The organism is Catellatospora sp. NPDC049609 (assembly GCF_040675365.1).
GTDB lineage: Bacteria > Actinomycetota > Actinomycetes > Mycobacteriales > Micromonosporaceae > Catellatospora.
Genome location: NZ_JBFAOU010000004.1, coordinates 25,979 through 46,785 on the forward strand (window position 1 = coordinate 25,979; position 20,807 = coordinate 46,785).

At 73.4% G+C, this 20,807-nt stretch carries 16 protein-coding genes and 1 pseudogene; 6 read left to right on the top strand and 11 right to left on the bottom strand.

The genetic code is table 11. The annotated features are described in order from the left end of the window. Positions 1-69: 69 nt before the first annotated feature. Positions 70-1,125, top strand: a complete 1,056-nt coding sequence (locus tag AB0J67_RS01900) for a mechanosensitive ion channel family protein (RefSeq protein ID WP_363475214.1) — start codon at positions 70-72, stop codon at positions 1,123-1,125. On the opposite strand, the gene AB0J67_RS01905 is transcribed toward AB0J67_RS01900, so the two are convergent. Both AB0J67_RS01905 and AB0J67_RS01910 read right to left on the bottom strand, forming a co-directional pair. Beyond that, positions 1,119-2,159 (bottom strand): S66 peptidase family protein, encoded by a 1,041-nt coding sequence (locus AB0J67_RS01905; protein WP_363475216.1) that lies wholly within the window; start codon positions 2,157-2,159, stop codon positions 1,119-1,121. The genes AB0J67_RS01900 and AB0J67_RS01905 overlap by 7 nt on opposite strands. Before the next feature lie 41 nt (positions 2,160-2,200). After that, positions 2,201-2,548 (bottom strand): Imm51 family immunity protein, encoded by a 348-nt coding sequence (locus AB0J67_RS01910; RefSeq protein ID WP_363475218.1) that lies wholly within the window; start codon positions 2,546-2,548, stop codon positions 2,201-2,203. Positions 2,549-2,798: 250 nt separating this feature from the next. Between AB0J67_RS01910 and AB0J67_RS01915 the strand changes: the two genes are divergently transcribed. After that, positions 2,799-3,221: an NUDIX domain-containing protein gene (locus AB0J67_RS01915; protein ID WP_363475344.1), complete on the top strand. Its 423-nt coding sequence runs from the start codon at positions 2,799-2,801 to the stop codon at positions 3,219-3,221. Here the strand turns inward: AB0J67_RS01915 and AB0J67_RS01920 are convergent. From AB0J67_RS01920 to AB0J67_RS01935, 4 genes are all read right to left on the bottom strand, one after another. Continuing rightward, positions 3,211-7,194 carry an AAA domain-containing protein gene (locus AB0J67_RS01920; RefSeq protein ID WP_363475220.1) on the bottom strand — a complete coding sequence of 1,328 codons (3,984 nt, stop codon included), beginning with the start codon at positions 7,192-7,194 and terminating at the stop codon, positions 3,211-3,213. The genes AB0J67_RS01915 and AB0J67_RS01920 overlap by 11 nt on opposite strands. A gap of 271 nt (positions 7,195-7,465) precedes the next feature. Continuing rightward, on the bottom strand, positions 7,466-8,548 hold the full coding sequence (locus AB0J67_RS01925) for a DUF5925 domain-containing protein (RefSeq protein ID WP_363475222.1): 1,083 nt from the start codon (positions 8,546-8,548) through the stop codon (positions 7,466-7,468). 78 nt (positions 8,549-8,626) lie between these two features. Next, the gene (locus AB0J67_RS01930) at positions 8,627-10,084 is read right to left on the bottom strand and encodes an alkaline phosphatase PhoX (protein ID WP_363475224.1); all 1,458 of its coding nucleotides are present in this window, start codon (positions 10,082-10,084) and stop codon (positions 8,627-8,629) included. 85 nt (positions 10,085-10,169) lie between these two features. Then, the gene (locus AB0J67_RS01935; protein ID WP_363475226.1) at positions 10,170-10,499 is read right to left on the bottom strand and encodes a MazG-like family protein; all 330 of its coding nucleotides are present in this window, start codon (positions 10,497-10,499) and stop codon (positions 10,170-10,172) included. Between the two features lie 160 nt (positions 10,500-10,659). On the opposite strand from AB0J67_RS01935, the gene AB0J67_RS01940 reads away from it, so the two are divergent. Continuing rightward, complete coding sequence (locus tag AB0J67_RS01940; protein ID WP_363475228.1) at positions 10,660-11,784, top strand: DNA polymerase III subunit beta; 1,125 nt, start codon at positions 10,660-10,662, stop codon at positions 11,782-11,784. A gap of 128 nt (positions 11,785-11,912) precedes the next feature. On the opposite strand, the gene AB0J67_RS01945 is transcribed toward AB0J67_RS01940, so the two are convergent. The 3 genes from AB0J67_RS01945 to AB0J67_RS01955 all read right to left on the bottom strand — a co-directional run bounded on the left by AB0J67_RS01945 (position 11,913) and on the right by AB0J67_RS01955 (position 14,235). Next, a complete protein-coding gene (locus AB0J67_RS01945) occupies positions 11,913-12,461 on the bottom strand; it encodes an NUDIX hydrolase (protein ID WP_363475229.1) in 549 nt (182 codons plus the stop codon). A gap of 89 nt (positions 12,462-12,550) precedes the next feature. Next, complete coding sequence (locus AB0J67_RS01950) at positions 12,551-13,390, bottom strand: NUDIX hydrolase (RefSeq protein WP_363475231.1); 840 nt, start codon at positions 13,388-13,390, stop codon at positions 12,551-12,553. Positions 13,391-13,449: 59 nt separating this feature from the next. Next, positions 13,450-14,235 (bottom strand): hypothetical protein, encoded by a 786-nt coding sequence (locus tag AB0J67_RS01955; RefSeq protein WP_363475233.1) that lies wholly within the window; start codon positions 14,233-14,235, stop codon positions 13,450-13,452. A gap of 104 nt (positions 14,236-14,339) precedes the next feature. Between AB0J67_RS01955 and lysX the strand changes: the two genes are divergently transcribed. Both lysX and AB0J67_RS01965 read left to right on the top strand, forming a co-directional pair. Next, a complete protein-coding gene (gene lysX, locus AB0J67_RS01960) occupies positions 14,340-17,639 on the top strand; it encodes a bifunctional lysylphosphatidylglycerol synthetase/lysine--tRNA ligase LysX (protein ID WP_363475235.1) in 3,300 nt (1,099 codons plus the stop codon). A gap of 438 nt (positions 17,640-18,077) precedes the next feature. After that, a pseudogene (locus AB0J67_RS01965) lies at positions 18,078-18,194 on the top strand (polysaccharide deacetylase family protein); the annotation flags it as partial. A 161-nt stretch (positions 18,195-18,355) separates the two neighbouring features. Here AB0J67_RS01965 and AB0J67_RS01970 read toward each other — a convergent pair. After that, positions 18,356-19,291 (bottom strand): hypothetical protein, encoded by a 936-nt coding sequence (locus AB0J67_RS01970; protein ID WP_363475237.1) that lies wholly within the window; start codon positions 19,289-19,291, stop codon positions 18,356-18,358. A 236-nt stretch (positions 19,292-19,527) separates the two neighbouring features. Between AB0J67_RS01970 and AB0J67_RS01975 the strand changes: the two genes are divergently transcribed. Next, on the top strand, positions 19,528-20,274 hold the full coding sequence (locus AB0J67_RS01975) for a DUF2127 domain-containing protein (protein WP_363475239.1): 747 nt from the start codon (positions 19,528-19,530) through the stop codon (positions 20,272-20,274). Between the two features lie 59 nt (positions 20,275-20,333). Here AB0J67_RS01975 and AB0J67_RS01980 read toward each other — a convergent pair whose 3' ends face one another. Further along, on the bottom strand, positions 20,334-20,702 hold the full coding sequence (locus AB0J67_RS01980) for a YidB family protein (protein WP_363475241.1): 369 nt from the start codon (positions 20,700-20,702) through the stop codon (positions 20,334-20,336). Positions 20,703-20,807: the final 105 nt, after the last annotated feature.

A 20,807-nucleotide genomic window follows, 5' to 3' on the forward strand; every position in this document is an offset into this window, starting at 1 on the left:
TTCCGTGCGGCGGCCCGGGTACCGGTGGGAACGTTGATCCGTTACCACCCTCGTGGAGGTCGCCCGCCCATGGATGCCGAGCAGCTGGTCCGGGCCGCCATCGTGGTGACCGCGGCACTGCTGACCGCGATCGTCGCCGGATGGCTGTTCCGGTTCGCCGTGCGCAGGCTCGGCCGCCGCCGGCGCTACCAGCGGTTCCTGGAGCAGCTGAGCCGGACTTGCCGGTGGCCGTTCCGGGCGGTCCTGGTCGTGGTGGCGCTGGTCATCGCGCTGCCGTTCACCGCGCTCACCGGCGCGGCCCGCGAGATGGTGCACCACGGGCTGATCATCGCGCTGATCGGGGCGTCGGCCTGGCTCACCGTGCGGGTGCTGTTCGTGCTGGAGGACGCCGCCTTCCGGCGGCTGCCGATGGACGTGGCCGACAACCGGCGCATGCGCCGGGCCCGCACCCGCATCGGCATGCTGCGCCGGCTCACCGCCGTCACCGTCACCGTGCTGGCCATCGCGTCGATCCTGATGACGTTCGCGCCGCTGCGCACCCTGGGCGCCTCGCTGCTGGCCTCGGCGGGCCTGGCCGGTGTCGTCGCGGCGCTGGCGGCGCACGCGACGCTGGCGCACATCTTCGCCGGGTTGCAGCTCGCCTTCACCGACGAGCTGCACATCGACGACGTCGTGGTGGTCGAGGGGGAGTGGGGCCGCATCGAGGAGCTGCGGCTGACCTACGTGGTGGTGCGGCTGTGGGACGAGCGGCGGCTGGTGCTGCCCACGACGTACTTCACCACCACGCCGTTCCAGCACTGGACCCGCAACGAGTCCCGGGTGCTCGGCGCGGCGGTGCTGCACCTGGACCACCGCATGCCGGTCGACGCGCTGCGCGCCGAGGCCGAGAAGGTCGTCGCCGCCTCGGTGCACTGGGACCGGCGCGACTGGGTGCTCCAGGTGGTCGACACGACCGAGACCACGATGGTGGTGCGCGTGCTGGCGTCGGCGATCGACGCGCAGCACGCGTACGACCTGCGCTGCGAGATCCGGGAGAAGCTCATCGCGTTCGTGCGCGAGCACCACCCGGAGGGCCTGCCGCAGACCCGGGTGCTGCTCTCGCCGCCGTCGGCCGACGGTCAGTAGCGCACGCTGACGCGCCGCTGCTGCGCGTCGACGCGGGCGGTGCCGCCGATCGGCAGGATCTGCTGCGGGTCGGTGTGCCCGATGTCGAGGTCGAAGACGAGCACGGCGTCCGGAGCGTACGCCGCCACGGCCCGCTCGACCGCCGCCCGCTGCGCGGCCCGGTACGCCGCCTTCTGCTCGGGCGGGTTGGGCCGGTCGAAGTTCCACGCCTTGGCCCGGCCGACCAGCACCGCCGCGAACCGGCCCAGCATGCCGCGCTCGCCCATGCTGCGCAGCGTGTAGTACACGTCGTCGGCGCTCGGCATGTCCTCGGAGGTCTCCAGCACCAGCACGTGCCCCTCGAAGCGCTCCGGCGGCGCGACGAGGTCCGCCTGCAGCAGCCACGACAGGATCTCCAGGCAGCCGCCCCACAGTGGGCCCTCGACCACCCGGCGTGCGCCCGTCCACGTCCAGCCGGCGGCGGGCCACATCGGCGGCTCGGTGCCGCGCAGCGTGTCGTCGGCCCAGTCGTGCGGCTCGTCGCCGTAGTCGGGTGACGGCGTCAGGTCGAACCAGCCGGGGGTGAACAGGGCCGCGCGCAGGCTCTGCTCGGTCAGCGGGTGCATCCGGCCGGGCCGGGCCAGCGAGGTCATCACCGCGCCGCCGTGGTAGCCGACGACGCCGAGCCCGAACAGGTGGTGGAGCAGGTTGGTGTTGTCGGAGAAGCCGAAGAACGGCTTGGGGTTGGCGCGGATCACGTCGTCGTCGAGGTGGCGCAGCACGGTGATCTGGTCGTCGCCGCCGATGCTCGCCATGATCGCGGTGACGGCCGGGTCGGCGAACGCCGCGGTGACGTCACGGGCGCGCTCGCGGGGGTCGGCGCCCATCACCCGGGTGGTCGGGAACTCCACCGGCACCAGGCCGAACCCGTCGCGCAGCCGGGCCAGGCCCTGCTCGTACACCCCGGGAAAGATCGCCGGCAGGCCGGCGGAGGGGGACAGGACCGCGATGCGGTCGCCGGGTCGGGGCTTGGGCGGGTAGATCATGTCGGCCATGGGCGGAACCTAACCGAAACGCGCGGCCGGGGCATCCGGATTCAGTCGAGCAGGCCCTGCTCCTCGGCGCGGGTGATGGCGTCGGCCAGCACGTCGAGGTCGACCACGGCCTCCCGGATGGCCGCGGCCACCTCGGCCAGCGGCTCGGGGTCGCCCGCGCGCACCGAGAACAGGTCCGCCTCGGAGTCGAACTCCACCTGGTCGAGCACCTCCGGCGCGCGGTCGGCCAGCAGCACCTGCACCACGCCCTCCCAGGCGTAGCCGTTGCCGAGCCAGCCCTGCTCGTCGAAGATGTCCACATAGTCGTCGAACTCGTCGAAGGTCAGGCTGTACTCACCGGAGTCGTGTTCGACCAGCCTGCCGGGGTCGAAGTCGGGGTCACGCGCCATGTCCGCGAGCATAAAGCCAGGGATGCGCCGCCGCTGTTTCGCCGAAAGGGTGACTCGGGCTCGGCCGAACGGCGAAAAACGCGCCGTTGGTGACGCGGCCGCCCGCGGCGCCACCGGCGCGGCGCCCGGGATGGATCCCTGCCGGGCGAATTCCGCCGGTGTGACCAGGCAGAAGCGAGCGGGCGGTGAATCGGCGGTTCGCCCATCTGTGCGACCGCGCGAGAACATGGCAGGCTTCTTCATCGTGACGATGGTCAGGCAGTGGCAGCGGGTCTCGGCGTACGGGTTGGCGCGCGAGGGCGACACCGTGCTGCTCGTGCAGATCGGCCGCAGCGCCCACGGGGACCTCGGCAAGTGGATGCCGCCGGGCGGCACCATCGAGCACGGCGAGCACCCCACGGAGACCGTGGTGCGCGAGTTCGCCGAGACGACCGGCCTGGAGGTCAGGGTCGACGCGCTGCTCGAGGTGGGCTCCGACCACCGCCAGCTCACCGGCGGCATCGACTTCCACGGCGTGTTCATGCTCTACGGCGTCACCGTGCTCGGCGGCGACCTGCGCCCGCAGCCCGACGGCATCATGGTCGAGCCGAGCTGGCACAGCGCGTCCGAACTGGACCAGATCCCGATGCTCGACGCGGTGCGCGACGTGCTGCGCACCGCGCTCAAGAAGTAGGCTCGCCCACCACCTCGCGGCGGGCGGCGCGCAGCGCCTCCGTGGTGCGCGGGGTGCGCCGGGGCAGCGCCAGCTGGGCGTACGCCTCCGCGACCACCTCGTCCTCGGTGCGGTTGAGGCCGTCGCTCTCGATCCACCGGATCAGCGCGACGAGGGCGTCCTGCGGCAGGTCGGCAGCCTTCTCCGCGGCGGGCAGCGCCGGCCGCGGGCCGCTGCGCCCGCGCTGGGACGGCAGCCGCACGGTGACGCCCTCGGCCACCGTGTCCGGCAGCAGCACCTCCGACGACGCCACCGCCATGTCGTACACCGCCCGTGCCTTGGCGATCTCGACCTCGCGCTGGCGCGTCCAGTCGGTCGACCAGATCCGGTGGAAGCGCCAGCCCAGCCGCTCCAGGTGCTGCTGGCGCAGCCGGTCGCGGTCGCGCACGGTCGGCGAGGAGTGGTACGACGGGCCGTCGGCCTCGATCGCCAGCACCTGCCGGTGCGGGTCGTCCGGGTGGGTCGCGGCGAAGTCGATCCGCTGCCCGCCGATGCCGTGCTGCACCACCAGCGGGATCCCTGCGGCGGTGAGCCGGGCCAGCACGTCCGCCTCGAACGGGCTCAGCGCCGGGCCGCCCGTGCCGCCCACCACCTCACGGCGGCCGCCGGAGGCCGCGTACTCCAGGAAGTCGCGCAGCATCACCGCGCCCTCGGCGCGCAGCCGCTGCGGGTCCATGTCCAGGTGGGTGAACGAGCTGACCACGGTCATCCGGCGGCGGGCGCGGGTGATCGCCACGTTGAGCCGCCGGTGGCCGCCCTTGGTGTTGAGCGGCCCGAACCGGTAGAGCATGCGCCCGTCCAGGCCCTTCGGGTAACCGATGGTCAGGATGACCGCGTCGCGCTCGTCGCCCTGCACCCGCTCGATGTTCTTGACGAAGAACGGCTCGTGCCCGTTCTCGGAGAAGTACGGCTCCAGGTCCGGCCGCTGCGCCAGCGCCCGGCGCAGCGCCGCGTCGACCCGCTCGGCGTGGGTGATGCCCATGGTGATGACGCCGAGCGACTCGGCGGGCCGCTGCTGCGCGTGGGCGAGGATCAGCTCCACCACCCGGCGCACCTCGGCGTTGCCGCTCTCGGCCGACGCCTCCGGGTCTGCCTCGCCGCCCACCAGCACGTGGCTGATGCAGTCGGCCGCGTCCGCGCCCGGGAACGTGGTCAGCGCGTTGCCGCTCGGGCTGTACACGTGCCGGTCCGAGAAGGCGATCAGCCGCTCGTCGCGGCTGCGGTAGTGCCAGGCCAGGTGGCGCACCTGCGGCAGCGGCAGGGTGTGCGCGAACGCCTGCAGCAGCGACTCGACGTCGTCGCCGAGCGCGGTGCCGTCGTCGGGCACGCCGTCGCCGTCGACGTCGCCGCGCTGGAAGAAGTTGGTCGGCGGGAGCTGGTGCTCGTCCCCGGCGACGACGACCTGGCGGCCGCGCATGATGGCGGGCACGCCGTCCACCGGCTCGACCTGGCTGGCCTCGTCGAAGATGACCACGTCGAACAGCACCCGCGGCGGCAGCACCTGGCTGACCAGCAGCGGGCTCATCGCCCAGCACGGCTTGAGCGCGGTCAGCGCCTCGCCCGCCTGCTCGAACAGGTGCCGCACCGGCAGGTGGCGGGCCTTCTTCGCGGCCTCGCGGCGCACCAGCTGCTGCTGGTCGGGGAACTCGTCGAGCACCGCCATCAGGTTGCGGGCGGCCAGGTGGCGCACCCGCTGCGCGGCGGCGGTGATGTGCGCGGCGTCGGCGGTGTGGAACTCGGCCACCGCCGCGTGCAGCGCCGCGCCGTGGAACGTGGCCAGGTGCTCGTCACTGAAGCGCAGCTGCTCCAGCACCGAGCTGAGCCAGGCGTGGTCGAACGCGGCGCCCGCGCGGGCGGTGTCGGCGCCGATCCCGCGGGCGGCCAGCGCGTCCAGCAGCCGCCGGGCGCGCCACTCCACCACGGTGGCGGCGAGCTCGTTGCGGCGCGCCGTACGCAGCAGGTCGGCCTGGTCGCCGGCGAGTGCGTCCAGCTCGTGCTGCAGGTCGCCGAGGTCGTCGGCGTCGACCGGCACGTACCCGCGCAGCGGCTCCAGCGCGCCGGTGAACTCGGCGAACGCGGCCAGCGCGGCGGCGGCGCGCGGGTCGGTGCGCGGCGGCTGGCCGTCCAGGCTCACCACCCGCCAGCGGGCCAGCTCGTCGGCCGCGGCGACGGCGGCGGCGTGCAGCTCGGCGGTGCTCGGGCGGCCCGGTGCCAGCCAGTGCGCCCGGATGTCCTTGACCACGCGGCGGCGCTGCAGGAAGCCCATGCCGCCGCGCCGCTCGCCCTCGGCGGTCGCGGCGATCCAGGCGGGCAGGTCGGCGGCGTACGCCTGCGGCCGCAGCCGCCGCAGCGTCACCTCCACATCGGACAGCAGCGCCGCCATCTTGCGCGCCGAGCCCAGCGTCGCCGGTGTGGCCAGGTGCAGCCGCGCGGCGAGCGCGGCCAGCTCCTGCCGGGCCGGGGTCAGCGTCGTCGCGGCCTGGCCCGCCAGCGCGTACGCCAGCTGCGCCGCGGCCCGGTCGGGCACGGTGGACCGGACCCACGGCCCCGGCCCGGCGGCGGGATCGAACGCGCCGAGCTGGGCCAGCTCCACCACGCAGGCGCGCAGCCGCGCGGCGGCCGGGGCGTCCAGCCGCATCAGGTCCTCGCCGGACCACCGCTGCGGGGTCATGTCGTCGGGGGAGACGCCCAGCAGGCGCGACTGCAGCTCGAACACCGACAGCCCCCACGGCTCGTGCCGGGTGTGCAGGGCGGTGTGGTGCCGGGCCAGCGCGGCGCGGGCCTCGGTGAGGCTGCGGTCGGTGTCCTCGGTGGTCGGCCGGGTCTCGTGCCGCGCCCGCTGCAACCGCGCGTCCAGGGCCCGCGCCAGCTCGCGGCGGCTGCCCTGGTCGCCGTGCAGGTTCTGCACCAGGTCGTCCAGGCCGACCTGGTGGAGCCGGTCGAGCACGGCGTCGATGGCGGCCCGCTTCTCCGCCACGAATAGCGCGGTGCGCCCGCGCGCCGCCAGAGCCATGATCATGTTGGCGATGGTCTGGCTCTTGCCGGTCCCCGGCGGGCCCTTGACCACCAGGTGGTGCCCGGCCACGGCCGCGTTGACGGCGTAGCTCTGCGACGAGTCCGCGTCCAGCACGAGGAACTCGTCGTCCGGCGGCACCCGGTCGGGCAGGTCCGGCTCGACCGGCGCCTGCGCATAGAGCTCGCTCAGCGCCCGCGGGTCGCCGGCCAGCGCGGCGATCACCTCGCTGCTCTCCAGCAGCTCGCCGTGCTCGGTGATGTCGGCGACCATCGGCAGCTTCTCGTAGAGGAACGTGCCCGCCAGCAGCTCGGGGGTGACCGTGAAGCCGCGCACGTCCTGCGCCGCCTTGGCCAGCTGCTCGAAGACCGGGGCCGGGTCGTACGGCCCCTCGGGCAGCGCGTCCAGCAGCGCCTCCGGGTCCAGCTCCAGCCGGTGCTCCTTGAACAGCTTGAACAGCAGCACCGGGTTGACCACCGGCTCCGGGTCCACGGTGAGCGCGAACTCGGTCTCGGCCGCCGAGGTGGTGCGCACCGACAGCCGGTGCAGCAGCACCGGCGAGCGCGGGGTGCGCTCGGCCTCGTGCCAGGTGGCGATGCCGCTGGCCAGGTAGCCGACGTCGACGCCGCGCTCCTCGGCCAGCGTGCGCATGCGGGTGCGGATGGTGCGGGTGCGCCGCAGCGCGTCGGCGTGCGCCACCTCGTCGCCGAACAGCTGGCGCAGCGTCACCGTGCGGCCCGCCATCAGCATGGTGAGCGCCTCGGGCCGGGCCGCGTCGAAGCGCAGCGTGCCCGCCTTCAGATCGCGGTAGTAGGCCAGCTGGTTGCGCCCGGAGTCGTCGACCAGGGCGTCGGCCCAGCGCCGGGTGGCGAGGGCGACGTGGGACGGCCGCGGCGCGGTAGAGGCATCCGGCAGTGTCACGGCCCCAACGATGGCAGACGCCCGCACCCCCGGCCAACCCCCGCAGGCGAGGGCGCACACGGCAGGTGAGGCTGCGCGGCCGGCCGCCGGCACGTGTCGCCGCCGTCCGGGGTTCCGCTGGTCGCCAGGCGGCGCCGCAGACACGGGTCGCCGCCGACGCGCGGTGCCCGGCCGCCTCACCACGGCGCTACCCGGCGCACGCCGTCAACTTCTGGGTTGTCGGGTCAACCCAGAAGTTGACCCGGCTGCGCGGCAGTCGTCGGCCCGTGGGTCACAGGTAGCAGCCCGTCGAAGTCTCGGGGGTGGTGGTGACCAGGTCGCGGTCGCCGCGCTGGAGCGCGAACAGCTCGGCCAGCGTGGCACCCGCGGAGCTGAGCCCCACCGTGCTGCCCAGCCAGGCGCTCGCCTGCGCGAACGGCAGCGGGCCCACCTCGATCTGGGCCAGGCAGCGCCCGGGGCGCACCACCGCCGGGTGCAGCCTGCTCAGCGGCTCGTTGGTGGTGAGCCCGACCAGCACGTCGCGGCCCTGCGCGAGCAGCCCGTCGGTCAGGTTCAGCAGGCGCGACAGCGCCTGGCCGCTGGACTGCTTGGCCGCGGCCGAGATCAGCTCGTCGCAGTCCTCGACCAGTAGCAGGCGCCAGCGGCGCTCCTCCTGCTCGTCGTCGCCGATGGCCACCTCCATGAGGTAGCTGGAGTCGTGGAACAGGTTCTCCGGGTCGAGCACGCAGTCGACCTGGCACCACGACGACCACGCCTGCGCCAGCGCGCGCAGCGCGGTGGTCTTGCCGGTGCCGGGCACGCCGTGCAGCAGCAGCAGGCGGCCGGAGATCGACTCGGGGGTGAGCGTCATCAGGCGCTCCAGCGAGTCGGCGACGTCGGCGGCGTAGTTGTCCCGGATCTCGCCCCAGGCGGGGGTGGTGATCGGCCGGGTGCTGCGCTGCGCGCCGCGCTTGGCCGAGTGGTGCCAGAAGCCCATCGGCACGCTGTCGGCGCGCTCCACGTGCTCCTCGCGCGCGCCGCGCGTGGCGTCGTCGAGGATGCGCAGCGCGAGCTCCTCGGTGGTGGCGGTGACGGTGACCTCGGCGACCCCGCCGCGCCAGCGCGCGGCGCGCAGGGTCCAGCCGTCGCCCGCGGCGAGGTGGCTGCGCAGCCCGTCGTCGGTGGCCACCCGCAGCAGGTGTCCCTCCTCCGGCAGCAGGCGCGCGTCCTTGCGTACGCGGGGAAGGCGGGCGGTGTGGGCGTACGGCTGATCGCCCGTGCTGAACGGGGCGAGGATCATCGCGTCGACGATGTCCCGGGGGGTGTCCGCGTCGTCAAGGGTGAGGCTGGTCGGCAGCTGCGGCAGAGTGCCCATGTCTCGATGATCTCGCATTTGGACCTGGGCTCCTAGCAGTTTTTCCAGCCTGCTGCGGCGGTAAGCGCGAACCCGCGCTCAGATTCCCAACTTCGCCCATGGCCCCCAGATCGCGACGGTCATCCCGTGCAGCGCCAGCACGTTGACGAACAGCGTGTGCCCGTCGGGGCTGAACACGCAGCCGGCGAACTCGTCGCGCTGCCGCGACACCCCGGCGCGGTTGGTCAGCCGGTTGAGCGCGATGTCGATCAGCTGCCCGCGCCGGGTGAGCCCGCGTACGTAGTTGTCGTGCTCGCCGTCCTCGCACACGATCAGGGTGCCGCTGGGGCTGGTGGTGACGTTGTCCGGGAAGTCCAGCCCGTCCGGGCCCTGTGCCTGGTACACCAGCCGCAGCACCTCCTCCGCGCAGTGGTACGCCCAGATCTGCCCGCGGCCGTTGCCGAACCCGCCGTCGAAGGGCCCGTCGTGCTCCTCGGGCTCGCCGCCGCCCTGCGTGGAGGTGAAGTACACGACGCCCTGGCGGTAGGTGGAGCCCTCCAGCCGGGAGAACAGCGCCGCACCGCCGTCACGGCCCTGGTCGCTGACGTAGCGCAGCGCCTTGTCCTGCGTCGTCGGCGCGGGGATGCCCTCGGTGTACGGGAACTCCGGCGCCGGGTCGTCGATGTCGACCCACGTCACCGGCAGCACCGTGCCGGGCTGCTGCGCGGCGGCGAGGTCGGCGCGGGGGCTGCCCTTGACCGCGAGCGCCTGCAGCCGCCCGCCGTCGGCGATGCCGCGCCGGTCCGCCCGGAACGGGTCCGGCGGCCGCGGCGGCAGGTACCGGTAGAAGCACGAGGCCGAGCCGAAGTTGTCCTCGGTGAGGTAGAGCGCGCCGCCCTTGGGGTCGTACGCCACCGACTCGTGCGCGAAGCGGCCCGCCGCGGTGATCGGCTGCGGCTCCACCACCCCGTGCACGGGCACCTCGAAGATGTACCCGTGCCGCTCGCGCAGCAGGTAGTTGCCCTTGCCGACCACGTCCGGGCCGTGCACGGTCTCCTCGCAGCTGATCCAGGTGCCCCACGGCATGCGCCCGCCGTTGCAGTTGGTGTGCGTGCCGCTCAGGCTGGCGTACGAGCGCACCACCTCGCCGTACCGGGTGACCTCGACGGTGGTGGCGCCGCCGCAGGCCACCGGGTCGTAGGTGACCGCGCCCGGCCCGAACGCCTGCCCGGTGACCTTGACCTCGTGGTTGCGGATCAGGATCGTGTTGCCGCTCGGCGCCTGGAACGTGCCCATGCCGTCGTGGCTGCCCGGCAGCCGCGCGCCGTCGTCGAGCACCACCGGCCACTCGGTGTCATGGAACGACCGGTACGCGAACCCGTCCGGCAGCCACAGCCGCGGCACCCCGTCCCGCAGGTCGGCGACCGGCCCGAGCTTGACCTGCGGAGTCTCGGGCGCGCGCTCGCGGGCGAGGAACCCGCCGAACGGCCCGGCGGCGAAAAGACCACCCGCCACGGCCGCGCCGCCGAGCAGCGAACGCCGTCTGATCTCCACCATCAGGCTCTCTCCCCCGGGTCGGGCTGGCTACCGAGGGTGCAACGAGCGAACCGCCCGCATGATCACGCCTGGCAGCGGGTTCCGGTCAACCCCCGCGCCGCTCGTGCGCCTCCATCCGGGTGAGCACCTTGCCCGCACACCCCGACAGCACCTCCGCCGGATCGAACCCCAGACTCTGGATCGCCACCAGCGCCGACAACACCACGTCGGCCAGCTCGTCGGCCACCTCCCGCGACGAGTGCGTGACCCCCTTGCGCGGATTCTGCCCCTGCACCCCGATCCACGCCCGAGCCGCCTCCCCCGCCTCCTCGGTCACCTTGAGGATCCGCATCGTCTGCTGCTGCGCCCCACTGCCGTGATGCGCATCCAGCCACCGCACCGCCGCCCCCACCGCCCGCCACGTCACCTCATCCACGCCCGCACCCTACCCGCCCCGCCGCCCCACCCCGCCTGCGGCGATCTTGCGTGAACTGTGGGTACGACACGCACTTTCCGGGCAGATGGGCAACACTTCGCGCAAGATCGCCGCGATCTTGGCGGGGTTCCTGTCAGAGCCCGTGGGTACGGTGCGCGGCATGGCGCTGGACATGACCGTGGACACCGGTGCGCTCGCCGAGGCGGCGACGCATCTGCTCAAACTGCTGCCGGTGCGGTCGCCGCAGCCCGGGCACGCGGGGGTGCTGCTGCGCGGCGACGGCGACGGGCTGGAGCTGTCGGCGTCCGACGGGGAGGTGTGGGCTCGCGCCGCGATGCCCGCGCTGGTGCACGTGGACGGCGAGGCGGTCGTCTCGCGGCGCGCGCTCGCCGAGACCCTCGGCACGCTGGACGCGCCGCAGCTGCGGCTGTGCACCGAGGGCGCCCGGCTGGCGGTGCGCACGCCCCGGGCCCGGTTCGCGCTGCCGCAGCTGGACCTCGACGCGTACCCGCGACCGCCGCAGGCGCCCGGCGCGGTCGGCGTGCTCACCGGCGCGGACTGGCGGGCCGCCGCCGCACCGGTCGCCTCGGCCGCCTCGCGCGAGGACGCCCTGCCGCTGTTCACGGCCGTACGCATGCGCTCCGCCGGGGCGGTGCTGTCGCTGCTGGCCACGGACCGCTTCCGGCTCGCCGCGGCGCGACCCGCCTGGCGCGCGGCGCCGGGTGCGGAGCTCGACGTGCTGATCCCGGCGGCGCTCGTCGCCGAGCTGGCCCGGCAGGCCGGCCGCGCCGCCGAGCTGACCCTGCACGCCGCGGACGGCCGCTTCGCGCTGTCCTGGCCCGGTTGGACCGTCGGCACCGCCTCGCTCGCGGTGAGCTTCCCGGACCGGCAGCTCGACCAGCTGCTGCGGGTCGAGGCCGAGGCCACCGTCCGGGCCGACGCGGACGAGCTGGCCGCCGCGGTCGGCCGGGCCGCGCACTACGCCGGGCCGCGCGGTGCGGTCACGCTGGAGCCGGGCGACGGCGAGCTGTGCGTACGCGGCAGCGACCCGCTGGCCGGGGAGTCCGCCGAGACGCTCAAGGCCGAGCTGCTCGGCGACCGGCTGACCCGGCAGTACCAGGCCCGCTACCTGCTGGACGCGCTGCGCCCGTTCACCGGCGGGCCGGTCCGGCTGGAGATCCAGTCCGCGCTGCGCCCCACCCTGTTCACCGCCGCCACCCCCGACCCCGGCGTCGACCTGCGCTACCTCGTCGTCCCCCTCCGCCCGACCGACCCCGACCACTGACCGCGCCGCTCGCGAGCCCGCCGCGGGTGGCGTTGATCGTCCGACTTGCCTGGCACATGGGCGTATCTTGGCGCGCCTTTCGCCCAGGTGCCTGGCAAGTCGGACGATGTTGAGCGTGGGGGAGTGCGTCAGAGGGGGGTGGCGGTGCCGGTGGCGCGCTGCTCGGCGGCGAGGGAGACCAGCTCGGGGTACCACGGGCCGTCGGTGAGCAGGAGGCGGCGCGCGTCGTCGAGGGCGTGCGCGCGTACCTCCAGCACGGTCTCGCCGTCGTCGGGATTGGCCGGCTCGCCCTCCACGCTCACCTCGGCGTAGCACCACAGCCAGGCCATCTCCGGGTGCGGCTGGTGCGGCCGGTACGGCGCGGGCAGGTCGGAGACGGCGTGGTGCGCGCCGATCACGTACAGCGGCCCGCGCAGCACCGCGCCGGCCTCCTCGAGCAGCTCGCGCGCCGCGCAGTCGGCGACGGTCTCCCCGGGCTCGCGGGTGCCGCCGGGCAGGAACCACACGTCGCGCGCGTCCCGGCACAGCACCACGCGGTCGGCCGCGAACCCGACCACGTGCACGTTGGTGACCAGGTGGTCGGCGGGCGGGGTGACGGAGAAGCTGGCGTCCACGCCGGCCCACTCCCAGCGCTGCGGGGCGAACAGCAGCGGATAACGGTCATGAGGGGATGCCACGCCCGGATCGTAACCCACCGCGCCTCCCGTCGATCTTGCGCGAACTGTTGCCCATTCACCCGGAATGCGCGTGTCGTACCCCCCGCCGTTCACGCGAGATCGACGCGGGGGGAGGTGGGGAGCAGGTCGAGGAAGGCGTGCTGGGCGTTGCCGGTGTCGCGGAGGAGTTCGCGGGCCTGGCGCAGGGTGATGAAGCGGCAGACGACCGTGGCGCCGGTGTCCCAGACGCCGGGGTCGCCGATGACGGTGTGCTGCCAGCGGGGGCGGTCGTCGTCGGTGCGCAGGTGGAAGTAGACGTTGAGGAAGGGGCGGCGGGTGTCGGGGAAGCGGCCGCTCTGCACGCCGACGACGCTGAGCACGGTCAGCGGGCCGGTCACGCCGGTCTCCTCGTAGGTCTCGCGGAGCATGGCGTCGTTGAGCAGCTCGCCGCGCTCCACGCCGCCGCCGGGCAGGTGTGTGCCGGGGTGGGCGGCGTACTCGAAGACCAGCACCTCCAGGTCGTCGCCGGCGCCGCGGGTGACGTAGCCGGTGACCCGTACGCGGGTCGGCCGGTGCGCGCCGATGCCGCTGACCGAGACGAACAGGCCGACCTGGACCGCGGTCACCAGCAGCGCGCCGACCGCCCACCACAGCGGGAAGTCGCCGAAGACCGAGGCCACGACGAGGCCGAGGCCGAGGCCGCCCGCGATCGGCGCGCTCAGCTGCCACCACGGCGGTGCCGCGGCCAGCCGGCGCCGGTCGCGCCAGATCCACCACCAGGCGAGCGCGGAGCCGCCCGCGGCCAGCAGCGCGCCGACGGTGTCGAGCAGGCCAGGCCCGTGCGCGTCGCTGAAGGAGAGCAGGCGGGGCCCGTTGTCGGGCAGGGCCAGCAGCAGGCCGCCGAGCAGCGTGCATACGGCCCAGACGGCGATCACGTGGACACGGCGCACCTTCGGCTGCTCCTCGTCTGGCGACGGCGACGGTGACGGATCGACCATAGTCGTGACCGCTACCGCTCGGGGGGCGCGTCGTGATGTCCGGCCACGAGCTCCTGGAGCCAGATCTTGGTCTTGATCGCCGGCCGGCGCAGCTGCACCTCCCGCCACTTCGCCTTGGCGAGCTTCGCGGCCGTCCTGGGGTCGGGCTCCTGGTAGCGCCAGCGCGCCCACGGCGAGTGCGGCCGCGCCAGCCGGATCGCGCCGACGAACAGCAGCACCGGGATGAACAGCCCCAGCAGCCCGGTCCAGATCTTGCCCTTGAGCAGGGTGGTCGCGGCCAGGCCCAGGTAGGTCAGTGCGACGGCGGCCGCCAGCGAGTAGCCGAGCAGGCCGCCGCCCACGATGCCGGCCTGCACGAGGTCCTCGATGCCGACGGGGCGTACGCCGAGCACGAGCAGGCCGGTCACCGAGATCGCGACGAACACGGCGTCGATCGAGGTGCGGCCCTTCTCCGACCAGTACACGTCCTCCAGGTGCAGGATCAGCGCGAACTCGTCGAGCACCAGCGCCGCGCCGACGCCGAACAGGCCGGCCAGCACCGAGCGCCACACCGTGCGCTCGTCCGGCACGACGAAGCTGAGCACACCGGCGAGCAGCATGAAGACCACGCCGAAGACCACGTGGTGGATGTGCATGCCGCCGCCGGGGGTCACGTTGCCCGGCCACCACTTCACCTGGGCCCGGATCATGCGCACCGAGAACCGGATGAACAGGAAGCCGACGATCACCCCGGCGAAGAAGCAGAACAGCGGCAGCCGGCCGGTCTCCACGACCGTGCGGCGGAACCACTCGGCCACGGTTCACCCCCGCCCCGGCGTCCGAGAATTCATCGCATTTGCTGCGTTTCAGTGTAGTGAGTGCCATATGTTCAGGCTGATGCCCCGCGAAATGAGGTGACGACGTGGAGACAGCACGGCGCGCGAACGCAAGCGGCTGGCGGACACGTGTCCCGCGGGTCTTCGCGATCATCCTCGGCATCCTCGCCGCGATCAGCGCGCTGGCCGCCCTCGGCGGCGCGATCGGGCACAGCACGCAGCCGCTGCGGCGGCTGATCGACGACGTGCTGGTGCCCGTGCCCGCCAACCTCGCCTACGCCGCGTTCATGGCGGTGCTCGCCGCCGCCACCGCGCGGCGCAAGCGCGTCGCCTGGTGGACGCTGATGGTGTACTTCGTCATCGACGTCGTGTCCAGCCTTCTCGCGCTCGGCCTGATCGCGCTGGTGCCGCAGGCGAACCTGGTCGACGATGCGGGTGTGCCGCTGTTCAGCGGCTGGGGCCGGGCCGCGACCACCGTCGCCGTGATCGTGGGCATCGCCGCGCTGGTCGTGCTGTTCCTGGCCCGCCGGGAGTTCTACGCCCGGGTCCGCAAGGGCGCCGTGCTCAAGGCGCTGGGCGTCTTCGCCGGTGTCGCGGCGGTCGGCATCGGCCTGGGCTACAGCCTCGTCGCGGCCTTCCCCGGCACGCTGCCCAAGGACGCCGGGGCGCAGCTGACGTACGCCGCGGAGAAGGTGCTCGGCGGCGCGTTCGAGTTCGACGTGACCCGGGCCGGGGCCGCGCCGGGCTGGGTCAACTTCATCCTCGGCCTGTTCGGCGCGGTCGCGGTGTTCGCGGCGCTGTTCACCCTGCTGCGCTCGCAGCAGGTCAGCGCGGCGCTCGCGCCCGCCGACGAGGTCAAGGTGCGCGGCCTGCTGGAGCGCTACGGCGAGCGCGACTCGCTGGGCTACTTCGCCACCCGCCGGGACAAGCTCGCTGTCTTCTCGCCCAGTGGCAAGGCCGCCGTCACCTACCGCCCGGTCAACGGCGTCAGCCTGGCCGGCGGCGACCCGATCGGCGACCCCGAGGCGTGGGGCGCGGCGATCGAGGCGTGGCTGGAGGAGGCGCGCAGCTACGCCTGGACGCCGGCCGCGATGGGCGCCAGCGAGGAGGGCGCCACGGCGTACCACAAGGCGGGGTTGAAGGTCCTGGAGCTGGGCGACGAGGCGATCCTGCTGACCGACCGGTACTCCCTCGACGGCCGGGACATGCGCCAGGTCCGCCAGGCGGTCAACCGGGTCGAGCGCGCCGGGTACACCGCGCAGGTGCGCCGGCACGCGGACATCCCGCCCGACGAGATGAAGGCGATCGCCGAGCTGGCCACCCGCTGGCGCGACACCGACAGCGAGCGCGGCTTCTCCATGGCGCTGGGCCGCATCGGCGACCCCAACGACGGCCGCTGCGTGCTGGTGGAGGCCCGCGACCGCGACGGCGTGCCGCGTTCGCTGCTGTCGTTCAGCCCGTGGGGCCAGCACGGCCTGTCACTGGACCTGATGCGCCGCGACCACGACGCCGAGAACGGCGCCATGGAGTTCATGGTCACCGCGCTGATGAACGCCGCGCCGAAGCTGGGCGTGGAGCGGGTGTCGCTGAACTTCGCGGTGTTCCGAGCGGTGTTCGAGGAGGGCGGCCGGATCGGCGCCGGGCCGGTGCTGCGGCTGTGGCGGCGGATCCTGATGTTCTTCTCCAAGTGGTGGCAGCTGGAGCAGCTCTACCGCTCCAACATCAAGTACCAGCCCGAGTGGGTGCCCCGGTTCCTGTGCTTCGGCGAGCGGCGCGACCTGGCGAAGGTCGGCATGGCCTCGGCCATCGCCGAGGGCTTCCTCACCGTGCCGGGCGCGCCGGCGGTGGAGCTGGACGCGACCGCCGCCCCCGTGCTGGAGGGCCTGCCCGCCCCCGCGACACCCGCGCAGCTCGCGGGCGCGGAGCACGACGAGGGCGTGACCGAGCAGATGGCGGTACGCCGGGCCAAGCTCGACCGGCTGCGGGCGCAGGGCGTCGACCCGTATCCGGTGGGCTTCCACCCGACCGCGACCTGCGGCGAGGTCCACGCCCGGCACCCGCGGACGCCGGCCGACACACGCACCGGGGACCGGGTCGCCGTCGCGGGCCGCCTGATGCTGCTGCGCGACCACGGCAGGCTCGTCTTCGCGACGATCCGCGACTGGAGCGGCGACCTGCAGCTGATGCTCGACCGCGACATCGAGGCGTGGACCGACGCGGTGGACATCGGCGACCACATCGGGGCCACCGGCGAGGTGGTCACCAGCAGGCGCGGCGAGCTGTCGGTGCACGTGGACACCTGGGAGATCACCGGCAAGTGCCTGCGCCCGCTGCCCGACAAGCACGGCGGCCTGGCCGACCCCGAGGCGAAGGTGCGCCAGCGCTACCTCGACCTGATCACCAGCAGCACCGCCCGCGACCTGCTGCGCGCGCGCAGCGCCGCGGTGCACAGCCTGCGGCAGTCGTTCGCCGACCGGGGCTTCATCGAGGTGGAGACGCCGATCCTGCAGCGCATCCACGGCGGGGCCAACGCGCGCCCGTTCACCACCCACATCAACGCCTACGACCTGCGCCTGTACCTGCGCATCGCGCCGGAGCTGTATCTCAAGCGGCTGGCCGTCGGCGGGGTGGAGAAGGTGTTCGAGCTGGGCCGCACGTTCCGCAACGAGGGCGTGGACTACAAGCACAACCCCGAGTTCTCCATGCTGGAGGCCTACCAGGCGTACGCCGACTACGACGCGATGCTGACGCTGACCCGCGAGGTGGTGCAGGGCGCGGCGCGGGCCGCCAACGGCGAGTGCGTGATCGTGCACGACGGGCAGCCGCACGACGTGTCGGGGCAGTGGGACGTGCGCACCGTGGACGAGGCGATCTCGGCGGCGCTCGGCGAGGAGATCACCGCCGACACCGACGTGGAGAAGCTGCGCAAGCTGTGCGACGCCGCGAAGATCCCGTACGACCCGAAGTGGGGCCGCGGCGCGGTGGTGCTGGAGATGTACGAGCGGCTGGTCGAGGAGAAGACCGTCATGCCGACGTTCTACAAGGACTTCCCGACCGACGTGTCGCCGCTGACGCGGCAGAGCCGGGTGGACGCGCGCCTGGCCGAGCGCTGGGACCTGGTCGCCTTCGGCACCGAGCTGGGCACCGCGTACTCCGAGCTGACCGACCCGATCGAGCAGCGCCGCCGCCTCACCGAGCAGTCCCTGCTCGCCGCCGGCGGCGACCCCGAGGCGATGGAGCTCGACGAGGACTTCCTGCAGGCCCTGGAGTACGCCATGCCGCCCACCGGCGGCCTCGGCATCGGCGTGGACCGCCTGGTCATGCTGCTGACCGGCCGCTCCATCCGCGAAACCCTCCCGTTCCCGCTGGTCCGCGCCACCCACTGAGACCCTCCGGAAAGGAAGGGCACCTTCTTAACGCTATGCGTGGTGGAAGGTGCCCTTCCCAACGCCGCCGGTGGCCGGCCGCTGATACGCGAATCGCTCTGCCCCATTTGGACATTTTGTTATGGTGCAGGTACGTGGGCCGCGGGAGGCAGCATGCGTGCCGGTTCGGCATCCGGTAGGGGACGGCGCGGCGCGTCCGTCGCCTTCGTACTGGTCTTCGCGATCCTGGCCGGCGGCTTCGCGCTCGGGCACCTCACCGGCGCCCGCTACCAGGCGGCGACGCGCGAGGAGCCGGTCGAGGAGCGTCCCTCCCGCAAGCGGCCCGCACCGGGCGGCGCGATCATGCCGCCGCTGCCCCCGCGCGTCGAACCCGTCACCGGCCCGAACCGCCCGCCGCTGCCGGCGGAGCGGGGCGGGCCGTTCGGCAGCCGGTTCACCACCGGCACGGTCGAGGTGGCGCTCACCTTCGACGACGGGCCCGATCCGGACTGGACCCCGCCGATCCTCGCCCTGCTGGCCGAGTACGGCGTCAAGGCGACGTTCTGCCTGATCGGCACCCCGCCGCAGCACGCTGGCCGCGCTGCGGACCATCCTGCCGAACCTGCTCACCAGGTTTCACCTGGCCGCACTGCCCCCGGGACGCGACGAGCCCCGGGCGTCCGGAGTCGACAGACCCGAACACCCGGGGCAACGGTGATCGTTGCGCGGACGTGACGTCAGTTCGTCAGCGCGTCCACGACCTGCTGCGCCCGCGTCTCGTGCTTGGCGTAGTGGTACGGGAACGCCGAGACCTGGACCTCCTGGATGGCCAGCGTCAGCGGCATGTCCTGCCAGCCCTGCACGTTCTTCAGGGCGTTGTAGAACTGCGTCGCCGCGTACTTCGGCTGCATCAGGTCCTTGACCGTGCCCCAGCCGGAGGTCGGGCGCTGCTGGAACAGGCCGACCGAGTCGTGGTCGGAGCCCTCACCCTGGTTGGTGTAGTTGTACGACTCCGCGTACACGGTGCTGGCCAGGTTGTACAGCTGGCTCTCCTGCATCGCGCAGGCGATCGCGGCCACGTATGCCCGCTTGGGCAGGCCCAGCTCCTTGCCGGCCTGCACGATGGCCTGGGCGTTGCGCATCTGCGTCATGTCCAGGCCGGCCACCGGGCGCAGCACGGGCTGCGGGGCGGCCTTCGGCTTCGCCGCCACCTTGGGCGCCGCGGCCTTAGGGGCTGCCTTCGGGGCGGCCTTGGGGGCCGCCGCCTTGGGGGCGGTCTTGGGGGCTGCCTTCGGGGCGGCCTTGGTCGCCGCCTTCGGGGCGGCCTCGACGGCCGCCTTGGGGGCTGCCGCCTTCGGGGCCGTCTCGACCGGAGTGGTCGCCGCCCGGGTCAGGGAACGGGTGGCCGCCTTCTCGGCCTCGACTCGGCTCACGCTCGCCGTGTGCAGGTTGACCTTCTCGTCGGGAGCGGCGGTGGCCGCCACTCCGCCGGCCGCCGCGACGCCGAGGGCGCCGACCAGGCCGGTCACTGCCATCAGCTTCCGCGAGTCGGCCGCCGAGAAGAGGCCGAGTCGCTTGGCGAGGGACTTGAGGGGACTGGACAGGGGATTCTGGCGAGCCTGGGCGCGGTGACGCCCGACCTCGCGCTGCTCGTGTGCTCCGTTGCCACGCATCCGCCGAGCTTAGAAAGCCGATCGACGGGTGCCCACCCTCGAATGGTGACGGGGACCACCTCTGAGCGCTGAAACAGCGCAGGTCACCCGCCTCTTCCGGTCGTTCGGGGATTGTTGATGTAGTACTTTCGGCTGATGGCAATACGGACATTTCACGCGGTCGCGATGCCGGAACAATCATCCTGAAAGAGGATTAAAAGGGATAACCTGGTGGCCGGAGCCGGGCGGGGAGCGTGATGGACTGGAACCTGCTGGCCTGCGCCCGGCATCACCTGACCTATGCCCCGGACGAGCCCGAGCTGCGCGAGCACCTGTGCGTGGCGACCGTCGACGGGTCCGCCTGGCGCTGCCTGCGCTGCGGCGACTTCGTGCCCGGCGCGCCGCGGGCGTCCGGGCCCGCCGACGAGGCGCCCGTGCCGCTGCGCGGGCAGCTGCTGCGCGACGCGGTGGTGCTGCGGGCGCTGGCCGTCGAGCGCCTGCTGCGTGGCCTGCTGCTGCTCCTCGGGGCGTACGGCGTCTGGCGCCTGCGCGGCGCGCTGCCCGCCGTGCGGGCCGAGTTCGACCAGGACCTGCCGCTGCTGCAGCCGTTGGCGGACCGGCTGCACTGGGATCTCGCCGACTCACCGCTGGTGCACCTGGCCCGGACCGCCCTGCAGACCCGGCCGCTGACGCTGGGCTGGATCGCCGCGGCCCTGTGCGGCTACGGCCTGCTCCAGCTGGTCGAGGCGACCGGCCTGTGGCTGCTGCGCCGCTGGGGCGAGTACCTGACCGCGGTCGCCACCGCCGTGTTCATCCCGCTGGAGGTGTACGAGCTGGTCGAGCGCGTGACCTGGGTCCGGGTCGCCGCGCTGCTGATCAACATCGGCGCGGTCGTGTTCCTCGTCTACCGCAAGCGGCTGTTCGGCGCGCGCGGCGGGCGGGCGGCGTACGACGCCGAGCGCCACCAGGCCAGCCTGCTCCGGGTCACCCGGGCCGCCACCTGACCCCGGACACGCGCCGGGGCGCCCGTCAGTCGACGGGCGCCCCGGGCGCAGGCGGCCGGTCACTTGCCGAACAGCTTGCCCATCATCTGCTGCATCTGCTGCTGGTCCGGGATCCGGCCATCGGGTGTGGCCTGGTTGACCAGCTCCGGGAGCACCTTCGCGAGATCGTCGGCCGCCTGGCGCGGCGTGGTGCCGGCCTCCTGGGCCACGTGCTCGATCGTCCCGCCGCCCAGCGCCTGCTGGAGCTGCGCCCCGGTGACGTTCTGGTTCTGGCCCGTGCCGACCCAGGACTGCACCTGCGGGCCGAGGCCCGACTTGCTCAACTGGTCCATCAGGCCGCTGAGGTTGGCCTGCTGTCCGCCGCCCTGACCGCCGGAGATCTGACTGAACAGACCCTTGAGCAGGCTTTGGATCTGCGGGTCGCTCATCAGCTTCATGATCTGGTTGAGGTCGACTGCCATTTTCCGTTACCCCCGTGTTCGGAGCTGGATGCTCTTCCTCGACCCTAGGGGGCCGCCCTTCCGGCGGGGGCA

Excerpts from the sequence above, each read along its gene's own strand:
- AB0J67_RS01905 (WP_363475216.1), bottom strand. The coding sequence starts at position 2,159 with ATGGCCGACATGATCTACCCGCCCAAGCCCCGACCCGGCGACCGCATC.
- AB0J67_RS01900 (WP_363475214.1), top strand. The coding sequence starts at position 70 with ATGGATGCCGAGCAGCTGGTCCGGGCCGCCATCGTGGTGACCGCGGCA.
- AB0J67_RS01970 (WP_363475237.1), bottom strand. The coding sequence starts at position 19,291 with ATGCGTGGCAACGGAGCACACGAGCAGCGCGAGGTCGGGCGTCACCGC.
- AB0J67_RS01915 (WP_363475344.1), top strand. The coding sequence starts at position 2,799 with ATGGTCAGGCAGTGGCAGCGGGTCTCGGCGTACGGGTTGGCGCGCGAG.
- AB0J67_RS01925 (WP_363475222.1), bottom strand. The coding sequence starts at position 8,548 with ATGGGCACTCTGCCGCAGCTGCCGACCAGCCTCACCCTTGACGACGCG.
- AB0J67_RS01910 (WP_363475218.1), bottom strand. The coding sequence starts at position 2,548 with ATGGCGCGTGACCCCGACTTCGACCCCGGCAGGCTGGTCGAACACGAC.
- AB0J67_RS01940 (WP_363475228.1), top strand. The coding sequence starts at position 10,660 with ATGGCGCTGGACATGACCGTGGACACCGGTGCGCTCGCCGAGGCGGCG.
- AB0J67_RS01975 (WP_363475239.1), top strand. The coding sequence starts at position 19,528 with ATGGACTGGAACCTGCTGGCCTGCGCCCGGCATCACCTGACCTATGCC.
- AB0J67_RS01930 (WP_363475224.1), bottom strand. The coding sequence starts at position 10,084 with ATGGTGGAGATCAGACGGCGTTCGCTGCTCGGCGGCGCGGCCGTGGCG.
- AB0J67_RS01980 (WP_363475241.1), bottom strand. The coding sequence starts at position 20,702 with ATGAGCGACCCGCAGATCCAAAGCCTGCTCAAGGGTCTGTTCAGTCAG.